This window comes from Pseudomonas sp. GW456-E7, assembly GCF_059424105.1.
Genome location: NZ_JBWKZB010000082.1, coordinates 1,566 through 11,987, shown reverse-complemented (window position 1 = coordinate 11,987; position 10,422 = coordinate 1,566). Strand labels below are relative to the sequence as shown.

General features: G+C 61.3%; 8 protein-coding genes and 1 tRNA gene. 1 reads left to right on the top strand and 8 read right to left on the bottom strand.

Going from position 1 to position 10,422, the window contains the following annotated elements; genetic code table 11:
• Positions 1-49: 49 nt before the first annotated feature.
• The 4 genes from AC07YV_RS28885 to rimO all read right to left on the bottom strand — a co-directional run bounded on the left by AC07YV_RS28885 (position 50) and on the right by rimO (position 3,422).
• Positions 50-520 carry a YehS family protein gene (locus AC07YV_RS28885; RefSeq protein ID WP_007971161.1) on the bottom strand — a complete coding sequence of 157 codons (471 nt, stop codon included), beginning with the start codon at positions 518-520 and terminating at the stop codon, positions 50-52.
• A gap of 76 nt (positions 521-596) precedes the next feature.
• The gene (locus AC07YV_RS28880) at positions 597-1,307 is read right to left on the bottom strand and encodes an rRNA pseudouridine synthase (RefSeq protein ID WP_007971163.1); all 711 of its coding nucleotides are present in this window, start codon (positions 1,305-1,307) and stop codon (positions 597-599) included.
• Positions 1,308-1,498: 191 nt separating this feature from the next.
• Positions 1,499-1,972 (bottom strand): GNAT family N-acetyltransferase, encoded by a 474-nt coding sequence (locus tag AC07YV_RS28875; RefSeq protein WP_102702689.1) that lies wholly within the window; start codon positions 1,970-1,972, stop codon positions 1,499-1,501.
• 112 nt (positions 1,973-2,084) lie between these two features.
• The gene (gene rimO, locus AC07YV_RS28870; RefSeq protein ID WP_025110809.1) at positions 2,085-3,422 is read right to left on the bottom strand and encodes a 30S ribosomal protein S12 methylthiotransferase RimO; all 1,338 of its coding nucleotides are present in this window, start codon (positions 3,420-3,422) and stop codon (positions 2,085-2,087) included.
• A gap of 286 nt (positions 3,423-3,708) precedes the next feature.
• Between rimO and AC07YV_RS28865 the strand changes: the two genes are divergently transcribed.
• Entirely contained in the window at positions 3,709-5,610 is a 1,902-nt protein-coding gene (locus tag AC07YV_RS28865) for a potassium transporter Kup (protein WP_102702691.1), read from the top strand.
• A 250-nt stretch (positions 5,611-5,860) separates the two neighbouring features.
• Here the strand turns inward: AC07YV_RS28865 and AC07YV_RS28860 are convergent, their stop codons facing one another.
• The 4 genes from AC07YV_RS28860 to AC07YV_RS28845 all read right to left on the bottom strand — a co-directional run.
• Entirely contained in the window at positions 5,861-7,156 is a 1,296-nt protein-coding gene (locus AC07YV_RS28860) for a virulence factor family protein (protein WP_102702692.1), read from the bottom strand.
• Positions 7,156-9,798, bottom strand: a complete 2,643-nt coding sequence (gene mprF / locus AC07YV_RS28855; RefSeq protein WP_102702693.1) for a bifunctional lysylphosphatidylglycerol flippase/synthetase MprF — start codon at positions 9,796-9,798, stop codon at positions 7,156-7,158. Before mprF ends, AC07YV_RS28860 begins: the two co-directional genes overlap by 1 nt.
• A 278-nt stretch (positions 9,799-10,076) precedes the next feature.
• Positions 10,077-10,153 (bottom strand) — tRNA-Met (locus AC07YV_RS28850).
• A 44-nt stretch (positions 10,154-10,197) separates the two neighbouring features.
• Positions 10,198-10,422 (bottom strand): hypothetical protein (locus AC07YV_RS28845; RefSeq protein WP_494990389.1); only part of this gene is annotated, 225 nt, incomplete at its 5' end.

The following is a 10,422-nucleotide window of genomic DNA, read 5'->3' as shown; positions in this document are numbered from 1 at the left end:
GATCAAAAGATCGCAGCCTGCGGCAGCTCCTACAGGGAGGCGCGGTGATTTATTGCGGACGAACGCGCAGGGTCAGGCCTTTGAGGAAGTTGCGCAACAACTGGTCGCCGCACGGGCGATAGTTGGTGTGGCCGAACTTGCGGAACAGCGCGCTCAGCTCAGGCTTGGACACCGGGAACTCGGCGGCCTTGAGGATCGCGTGCATGTCGTCTTCTTTCAGTTCGAATGCGACCCGCAGCTTTTTCAGGATGATGTTGTTGGTCACCGGCACTTCGATCGGCTGCGGCGGACGGCTTTCGTCCTTGCCGCGCTTGAAGATCACCAGGCCGTCGAGGAAATGTGCCATGACTTCGTCCGGGCAGCGCACGAAGCCTTCTTCGTCTTCCTCTTTCTTGTCGAGATAGGTCACCAGGTCTGCCAGGGTCACGTCCAGGCCGCCGAGCTTGATGATCTCGATGACTTTCTTGTCGCTGATGTCGAGCATGTAGCGCACGCTGCGCAGTACGTCGTTATGGATCATGTGTGCGGTCCTGATAATTCAGCTATGGGTGCCGCCGAAAACAGCAGCACCGAAAAGTGTGGCGGTGCGCAAAGCCTTAGAACTTCTCTTTGCCGGACAAGTAGCGCCATTGCCCCACGGGCACTTTGCCGATGGACACGCCGCCGATGCGGATACGACGGATGGCGACGACCTTCAGGCCGACGGCCTGGCACAGCAGGGCGATGATGCCCGGTTGCGGGTTCTTCATGGCAAAGCGCAGGCGGTTTTCGTTCTGCCAGCTGGCCTTGACCGCCGGCAACTCCTTGCCCTTGTAGGTCAGGCCATGGTTCAGACGGTTGAGGCCGTGAGCCACCATCTCGCCTTCAACCTCGACCACATACTCTTGCTCGATCTTGCTGGAGTCGGCGGTGAGCTTGCGCAGGATTTTCCAGTCCTGGGTGAACACCAGCAGCCCGCTGGCGTTGGCCTGCAGGTCGGTGCTGGCGGTCAGGCGCAGGAAGTGCCCGCGCAACGGGCGCTTGCCGTAGCGGTGTTCTTCGCTCAGGGTCTCGGCGCCGAGGGTGGCCATGGCGGTGTCTGCGTCCATGCCGGCCGGCACGTTGAGCAGCAGGGTCACCGGTTCCGGCGCGGTGGCCTTGGCTTCTGGATCAAGCTCGACTTTCTGGGTGTCGACCTTGAATTGCGGCTCGTCGATGACCACGCCGTCGACGGTGACCCAGCCGCCCTCGATGAACAGCTCAGCCTCCCGACGGGAACAGCCGACGAGTTCGATGAGGCGTTTGGAGAGACGAATCGGGTCAGTCATGTCAGGGCCGTAACAAAAAGGGGGTAGGCATTGTACCTGCCTGGCGCCGGTTAATCCCGGTTCCATTTACGCCGTGAGGCTTTTTGTGGGAGCGGGCTTGCTCGCGAAAGCGGTTTATCAGCCAATATTGATGTTGAATTTGATGGCCTCTTCGCGAGCAAGCCCGCTCCCACATTTGGTTCCTGGTTGTGTCAGCCATTGCGCGTGAGTTTTTCAGCCTGACGCATACGCATGTGCAACAACGGATACGGCTGGCCCATGCCATCGACTTCCGAGCGACCGATGACCTCGAAACCCTGCTTGAAGTAAAAGCCGAGGGCTTGCGGGTTCTGTTCGTTGACGTCCAGTTCATCGGCGTTCAGGTGTTCCAGGGCATAACGCAACAATTTCTTGCCCAGGCCCTGGCCGCGATGGTCGGGGTCGATGAAGAGCATTTCGATCTTGCCGGCCGCGACGCCGGCGAATCCGGTGATGCGCTGGCTCGAATCCTTGGTGCAGATCAGCATCACCGAGTCGAGGTAGCGGGTCAGCACCAGGTTTTTCAGCAGCTCGATGTAGCTGTCCGGCAGGAAGTCGTGGGTGGCGCGCACCGAGGCCTCCCAGACCCGGGTCAATTCTTCGTAGTCACCGAGTTTCGGCGTGTGGATGACCGAATGCTGACGCATGCCCGTCTGCCTCTTATGCAGTGGTTGATAGGAATCCTTCCATGTGCAAACGATAGCCGTAAAAAAGCCCCGCATCTCGTCAAGAGAGCGGGGCTTTTTGTATTTTTTGCGTTTAGATCTGTTCAGCCCACAGGTCGTATTCGTCGGCGTCGGTCACTTTGCACCAGACCTTGTCGCCCGGCTTGAGGTTGCTGCCGTTATCGATGAATACGTTACCGTCGATTTCCGGGGCGTCGAAGAAGCAGCGACCCACGGCGCCTTGCTCGTCGACTTCATCGACCAGCACTTCGATCTCACGGCCGATGCGCATTTGCAGGCGCGCCGAGCTGATGGCCTGCTGGTGCGCCATGAAGCGCTCCCAACGGTCCTGCTTGACGTCGTCCGGGACGACTTCCAGGTCCAGGTCATTGGCCGGTGCGCCTTCAACCGGCGAGTACTGGAAGCAGCCGACACGGTCGAGCTGGGCTTCGGTCAGCCAGTTCAGCAGGTACTGGAAGTCCTCTTCGGTCTCGCCGGGGAAGCCGACGATGAAGGTCGAACGGATGATCAGGTCCGGGCAGATTTCGCGCCAGTTCTTGATGCGTGCCAGGGTCTTGTCTTCGAAGGCCGGGCGCTTCATCGACTTCAACACCTTCGGGCTGGCGTGCTGGAACGGGATGTCCAGGTACGGCAGGATCTTGCCGGCGGCCATCAGCGGGATCAGCTCGTCAACGTGCGGGTACGGGTAAACGTAGTGCAGGCGAACCCAGACGCCGAGGGTGCTCAGGGCTTCGCAGAGTTCGGTCATGCGGGTTTTCACCGGCGCGCCGTTCCAGAAACCGGTGCGGTATTTCACGTCGACGCCGTAGGCACTGGTGTCCTGGGAGATCACCAACAGCTCCTTGACGCCGGACTTGACCAGGCGCTGGGCCTCGTCGAGCACGTCGCCCACTGGGCGGCTGACCAGTTTTCCGCGCATCGACGGGATGATGCAGAAGCTGCAGCTGTGGTTGCAGCCTTCGGAAATCTTCAGGTAGGCGTAGTGGCGCGGAGTCAGCTTGATGCCTTGTGGCGGCACCAGGTCGATCAGCGGGTTGTGGTCCTGGCGTGGCGGCACGACTTCGTGCACGGCGTTGACCACTTGCTCGTACTGCTGCGGACCGGTCACGGCCAGCACGCTCGGGTGTACGTCGCGAATGTTGCCTTCTTCGACGCCCATGCAGCCGGTCACGATGACCTTGCCGTTTTCCTTGATGGCTTCGCCGATCACTTCCAGGGACTCGGCCTTGGCCGAATCGATGAAGCCGCAGGTGTTGACCACCACGACGTCGGCGTCCTGGTAGGTGGACACGACGTCATAGCCTTCCATGCGCAGCTGGGTAAGGATGCGCTCGGAGTCGACCAGTGCTTTGGGGCAACCCAGGGATACGAAGCCAACTTTTGGATTGGCCGGCGCAGGAGTGGTGGACATGTCTAACCTCGGTATAGGGAGTGCCTCCGGCCTAAAGGCGGGGCGACAGACGGACGCTTGGGCGCCTCTGATCAAAAAGTGCGCAATTCTAGCGATGGTAAGCCCACTTGACCAGCTTTATGCAGGGAAATACGACGAGTGCTGCGCTATGCTTCGCGCCGTTACGCTTTACTGGTTTTTTACAGTCAACAAAACGTCTGTAACCTTATGTAAAACAGCGCATGCTGCACGACAAAGCATAGTGCTTCTTTCAAAGAAGCCCGGGTCTGAGAAGTAGGAGTGGTGGATGGGTCAGGCAAGTAGTCAGGCTGCCGGTGCCGAGCATTCGGCGGTGAAGCCGATCGGCATGCTGGTCGCGGCAGTCGGGGTGGTTTATGGCGATATCGGCACCAGTCCGTTGTACACCCTCAAGGAAGTGTTTTCCGGAGGCTATGGCGTGCCGGTCAACCATGACGGGGTGCTGGGGATTCTGGCACTCATTTTCTGGTCGCTGATCTGGGTCGTGTCGATCAAGTACATGATGTTTGTACTGCGCGCCGACAACCAGGGCGAAGGCGGGATCATGGCCTTGACCGCACTGGCCCGGCGGGCGGCGGCGGGCCACGCGAAGCTGCGCACGTTGTTGGTGGTGTGCGGGCTGATCGGTGCGGCGCTGTTCTATGGCGACAGCATGATTACCCCGGCGATTTCCGTGCTGTCGGCGATTGAAGGCCTGGGGCTGGCATTCGAAGGTATCGACCATTGGGTGGTGCCATTGTCGCTGGTGGTGCTGGTCGCGCTGTTTCTGATCCAGCGTCACGGCACGGCGCGCATCGGTATTCTGTTCGGGCCGATCATGGTCACCTGGTTCCTGGTGCTGGGTGCGCTGGGCGTCTATGGCATCAGCCAGCACCCGGAAGTCCTGGAAGCGATGAACCCGGTGTGGGGCGTACGTTTCTTCATGGTCCATCCGGGCATGGGCCTGTCGATTCTCGGTGCCGTGGTACTCGCACTGACCGGTGCCGAAGCACTGTACGCGGACATGGGGCACTTCGGTCGCAAGCCGATCGCTCGTGCCTGGTTCATCCTCGTGCTGCCGGCGCTGGTGCTGAACTACTTCGGCCAGGGCGCGCTCCTGCTGGGTGATCCGGAAGCTGCCCGTAACCCGTTCTACCTGCTGGCACCGAGCTGGGCATTGATCCCGCTGGTCGGCCTGTCGACCCTGGCCACGGTGATTGCCTCGCAAGCGGTGATTTCCGGTGCGTTCTCCCTGACCCGTCAGGCGATCCAGCTCGGTTACATTCCGCGCATGCATATCCAGCACACGTCCAGTGCCGAACAGGGCCAGATCTACATCGGCGCGGTGAACTGGGCGTTGATGGTCGGCGTGGTGCTGTTGGTGCTGGGGTTCGAATCCTCCGGCGCCCTGGCCTCGGCCTACGGTGTGGCCGTGACCGGGACCATGCTGATGACCAGTATCCTGGTGTCCGCGGTGATCCTGTTGCTATGGAAGTGGCCACCGGTGCTTGTGGTGCCGATCCTGTTGGGTTTCCTGTTGGTAGACGGTGTGTACTTCGCCGCCAACGTGCCGAAAATCGTTCAGGGCGGTGCATTCCCGGTCATCGCCGGTTTCGCGCTGTTTGTGCTGATGACCACCTGGAAGCGCGGCAAGCAGTTGCTGGTCGAGCGCATCGATGAGGGTGGTTTGCCGCTGCCGATCTTTATCAGCAGTATCGCGGTACAACCACCCCATCGCGTTCAGGGTACTGCCGTGTTCCTCACGGCGCGGCCGGATGCCGTGCCCCACGCGCTGTTGCACAACCTGCTGCATAACCAGGTGCTGCATGAGCAAGTGGTACTGCTGACGGTGGTGTACGAAGACATCCCGCGGGTGCCGCCGACGCGGCGCTTCGAGGTGGATTCCTACGGCGAAGGTTTCTTCCGGGTGATCCTGCACTTCGGCTTCACCGACGAACCGGACGTACCGAAGGCGTTGAAGCTGTGTCACCTCGACGAACTGGACTTCAGCCCGATGCGCACGACGTACTTCCTCAGCCGCGAAACGGTCATCGCTTCCAAGCTTGAAGGCATGTCACGCTGGCGGGAGGCGCTGTTTGCCTTCATGTTGCAGAACGCCAACGGCAATTTGCGTTTCTTCAATCTGCCGCTGAACCGGGTGATTGAGTTGGGTACTCAGGTCGAGATGTAAGTGACCAAAAAAGCCCCCGTTGCCTTGCGGCGGCGGGGGCTTTTTTGTACCTGGTCGCTGGATACTTCAGAACCTCTGTGGGAGCGAGCTTGCTCGCGATGGCGGTGCCACATTCAACAGAAATGCTGACTGATCTACCGCTATCGCGAGCAAGCTCGCTCCCACAGGGGGTGTGTGGTGTGTGGTGTGTGGTGGAATGAAAAAGCCCCCGCTACCGTGAGGTAGCGGGGGCTTTTTTCGGCTGCTCAGATCACTCTGCAGCAGCCGTTTCCTTCACCTGTCGCTTCTCGATCACCTCCACCAGACGCTTGGCCAGCGCCGGGTAGTTCTCGTCGAAGTGGTGGCCGCCAGGCAGCTTGATGGCTTCGCCCACCGCGGTCTTGTCGGTGCAGCCACTCTCGTCGGTTTCTTCTTCGCCGTAGATGCACACCACTTTGGCGGCTGGCAGCTTGGCCATCTCCGGGCCAGTGGCGGCTTCCTTGCCGGCGTTGCCGAGCCAGCCTTCGACTTCGATTTCGAAGCTGCCGGTGCGGGCGAAGGCCAGCAGGATGATCGCGTCGACGCGTTGCTGTTCCGATTCGGCCAGGCGGTTGTAGATCGCCGGCAGTACGTCGGCACCGAACGAGTAACCGGTCAGGATGAAGCGCTTGGTGCCCCATTTCTGCCGGTAGTGCTGCATCAGTTCGGTCAGGTCCAGCGCGCTTTGCTCGGGGCTCTTGTGCTGCCAGTAGTAGCGCAGGGTGTCGATGCCGACCACCGGGTAGCCGATCTTGGCCATCTCGCCCGCCACGTCGCGGTCGAGGTCGCGCCAGCCGCCGTCACCGGACAGGAACAGGGTCACGGTGTCCCTGGCCTGGCCGGCGGGCACTTCGACCACCGGAATCTGCAGGCCACCAGCGGCTTTGTCGCCGCCGACAAGGATCTTGCGCAGTTCGTTGTTCAGCACTTGCGGCAGGTTGATGTCGTAGTCGCTGATGCTGGTTTCGGCATTCGGCTGATTACGCACGAAGCCGGCACTGGTGTCGTCCGGGTTGTCGTTCCACGCGACCAGCCAGTGACCGTGGGCTGCGCTTTTGGGCAGCAGGTGAGTGCAGCCACCCTTTTCCAGGGCCAGGTCGACCGAGATGGCCTGGGCCTTGTCATTCTTCTGCTCGGACAACCAGCGCCAGGCCAGCACGGCACCCGGGCCGATGCCGCTGACCAGGGTCGCCGGGCCTTCGAGCTCTCTCAGGCCCGATTGCAGGGCGCGACTTTGCAGCAGGCAGTCCTTGGGCAGGATCACCTGGACAATCTGCGCCGAGCCACTGCGGCTCAGGGTCATCAATTGTTTGTCGCTGAGTTTCTGGTCTTCGTTGACCGCCACCAGCACCTGGGCGCGTGGCGTGGTGCCGGGGATGACACGGGTCATCGCCGCACCGTCGGTCGGGGTCAGCCATTCGAGGGTCGGTTCCGGTGCCGGGCGTTTCAGGTACCAGTAACCGCCACCGAGAATCAGGGCCACTATCACCAGTGTGCCCAATACATACCGCAAGGAGCGTTGAATCATCAGCGTTTCACCAATCCGGTCAAGCCGCCCGCGATCAGGGCGGCAGTGTCGGCCAGCGCAACCAGCGGATCGAGTCCGGCGGGCACGGCCATATAACGGGGTTCCCAATCAGGCTGGAACTTGTCTTTGAAGCGGCGCAAGCCCTGGAAGTTGTACAGCTGCTCACCACGGCGGAATACCATCGAGCCCAGGCGCTGGGTCAATGGCGCGCCGCGACGGGGTTGCAACCCCGACAACGGCACCATGCCCAGGCTGAAGCGCGCGTATCCATGGTTTTTATAATGTTGAATCAGGCCGACCATCATGAATTCCATGGTCAGCTTCGGGGCGTCCGGGTGCGCGCGCATCAGGTCGAGGCTGGCCAGGTCGTGGCCGTAGGTCTCGAGCAAGTTGGCGAACGCCACCGGGCGTCCTTCGAAACGAATCACCGCGATGCGGAAATACTTCAGGTAGTCATCGCTGAAACGGCCCAGCGAAAAACCTTTCTCGCGGACGTTCTTGCCGGTCAGCCAGGCATCGGAAATCACCTTGAGTTCATCCATCGGCGCCTGGCCCGGCTCGAAGATTTCCAGCGACAGGCCATCGCGGGTGCCACGGTTCCAGGTGTAGCGCAGGTCCTTCATCTCTTTGCCCTTGGCTTCGAGATCAAAACGCTTGAGGTCGACCCGGGCTTCTTCGCCGAGCTTGATCGCGGTCAGGCCGATGTCCATGTAGTACGGCAGGTTCTCTGCGCGCACCTGATAGAACACGGGGCGGGCGTGGTGGATGTCGCACAGGTCGCGGAACTGCCAGATCATTTCCGCCCGCTGCTGGCCCGGGCCGATCGGGTCATACAGCGCCACCAGGCTGCGGCCGCGACGGGCGTACATCAGGAACGCCTCGTCGTTGGGGTGGAACAGCAGCGCCTTGTCACCGGTCAGGGCCAGGCCGCCATCGGGTTGCGCGGAGGCCATGAGGATCTTGCTGGCGCGCTCCAGCTCCTCGGGTGTCGGCAGGTGAATGACCGGGCGCGCGGTGCGCAGCAACCAGGTCAGCGACACCACGACCAGCAGCACGGCAGCCCCGAGCAGCGAACGCAGGCCGCGAGGGGCATCGGCGTCCAGAGTGAATTGCCACCAGAGTTGATGGCTGTACGGAACGTCCTGATAGGCAAACAGCAGCAACCAGATCGACGCCCCGAGCACGCACAGGCTGGCCACCAGGTACAGCGGCGAGAACGGTACTTCGGTCAGGCGGCTGGGGCGGTAGAACGAGCGGCGGAATACCCCGAGCAGGCTCGCCGTCAGCACCATCAGGCTGGCTTCTTCCCAGTCGAAACCCTTGAGCAGTGAGAGCAGGGCGCCGACCAGCAACAGGATGGTGGTCAACATCCACGCGGCCGACAACCGGCGGCGCAGGCCCTGGGCCAGCAACAGGCAAAGCACGCCGACCAGGCTGGCGCCAAAGTGCGAAGCATCGACCAGTCGATGGGGGATCAGAAAACCGATGTGTTCCAGGCGGGTGTCGATTTCCGGGGTGGCGCCGGAGAACAGCAGGACAACCCCGGACAGAAACACCAGCACCGCCAGTATCGGCGCCGCCAGGCCTGAGGCCGCGCGCAACGTCTGGCGTGTCTGGAACAGGCGCTGACCTTCGTTGACCAGCAACAGCAGGCAGGCCACCAGCAAGGGCAGGACCACGTAGATCAAGCGATAGAGCAGCAGGGCGGCCGCCAGCGGCGCAGCACCCAGGGTGTCGGAAAAGGCCGCCAGCAAGATCGCCTCGAACACCCCGACACCGCCCGGCACGTGGCTGAGCACACCGGCGGCCAAAGCCAGCAGGTACACCAGAAGGAACGCACCGAAGGGCGGCGTTTCCGGCAGCAGCAGATACAGCACCGTTGCGGCGGCGGCAACGTCCAGGGCGGTGATGATCAATTGCAGGAACGTCAGGCGAGTTCCTGGAAGGCGCAGGGTGCGGCGCCCGATCCTGACCAGCAGGTTGTCCGGGTAAGGCTGTTCCGGCAACCGGCGACGGTAGATACCGATGGCCAGCACCGAAAACAGCACGAGCACGGCGCTGGCCACTACGCCAAGCAATGTCTCGGAGAGTCCCAGGGCGGTGGCCGCGGCAGGCAGGTCGCTGAGCGTCGCCAGGGCGGCCAGCGGCGGCAGGGCGCAACCCAGCGAGAGGCTGGCGAACAGCGTCATGCGGGCGACCTCAGCCGCTCCCAGGCCATGACGGGCATAGAGGCGATAGCGCACCGAGCCGCCCGACAACATTGAAAGGCCGATGGCGTTGCCGATGGCAAAGGCCGTGAAACCGCCCAGTGCCAGTGTGCGCGGCGCCAGGTTCACCTCGGCATAGCGGCTGGCCGACCATTCGTAGCCAAGCAAAATGATGAAGCCCACCACGGTTGCGCCCAAGGCGCCCAGCAAGGCAGGTTTTGGAACTTCGAGGATCGAGTCGTGCAGCGCGTAAAGGTCGAGTTCGCTCAGCAGGTGGCGACAGGCAACCAACGCGATCGCGAACAGCAGCAGGGTGATCGCCAGGCCAATGGGTTGACGGTATTTGCTTAAACGATCAAGCAGGCGCAAACGCTCAGCCTTGATCGGTTGTGTCGCTGTGACGGTGTCTTGTGAATCAGACGAGTTGGCGCGCATCAATCACCTCTTGGATTGTGCGCGACAGGATGGGGGTATCCAGCCAAGTTACCAATCCCTGTAGAAAAAAATAATCACAAATATTAACGCCTGTCACCGGGCGACGGGGACGGCGCGACATCGGTCGTGAAGGCTTCAGCCTGCGATTGAGCATAGTCTGAACCCGGCGCATGGGTGGCCCCAAACGGCTTGCTGCACAGTGACAGATCATTGTTGCGAAAGGACTTTTTCAACAGATACAAAAAAGGCCACTCTTTCGAGTAGCCTTTTTTGATGTTTGGTTGCGGGAGCCGGATTTGAACCGACGACCTTCGGGTTATGAGCCCGACGAGCTACCAGACTGCTCCATCCCGCGTCTGTGTGGCGGCATTCTATAGAGATACGCCGGGGTGTCAACCGTTAATCCTGAAACGGGTCAAATAAACGTTGAGTTGCGGCAAACGGTCGCAGTGATGACCTAAGTTTCGGAATCAGAACGATTTCCGGTTTTGTCGTCGCTGAGTCTCCAGACCTTGTTTCGACGCCAGGCGACACAAAGCAAGCGCGCACAAAAAAGGCCACTCTTTCGAGTAGCCTTTTTTGATGTTTGGTTGCGGGAGCCGGATTTGAACCGACGACCTTCGG

Excerpts from the sequence above, each read along its gene's own strand:
- AC07YV_RS28885 (WP_007971161.1), bottom strand. The coding sequence starts at position 520 with ATGATCCATAACGACGTACTGCGCAGCGTGCGCTACATGCTCGACATC.
- AC07YV_RS28880 (WP_007971163.1), bottom strand. The coding sequence starts at position 1,307 with ATGACTGACCCGATTCGTCTCTCCAAACGCCTCATCGAACTCGTCGGC.
- AC07YV_RS28875 (WP_102702689.1), bottom strand. The coding sequence starts at position 1,972 with ATGCGTCAGCATTCGGTCATCCACACGCCGAAACTCGGTGACTACGAA.
- rimO (WP_025110809.1), bottom strand. The coding sequence starts at position 3,422 with ATGTCCACCACTCCTGCGCCGGCCAATCCAAAAGTTGGCTTCGTATCC.
- AC07YV_RS28865 (WP_102702691.1), top strand. The coding sequence starts at position 3,709 with ATGGGTCAGGCAAGTAGTCAGGCTGCCGGTGCCGAGCATTCGGCGGTG.
- AC07YV_RS28860 (WP_102702692.1), bottom strand. The coding sequence starts at position 7,156 with ATGATTCAACGCTCCTTGCGGTATGTATTGGGCACACTGGTGATAGTG.
- mprF (WP_102702693.1), bottom strand. The coding sequence starts at position 9,798 with ATGCGCGCCAACTCGTCTGATTCACAAGACACCGTCACAGCGACACAA.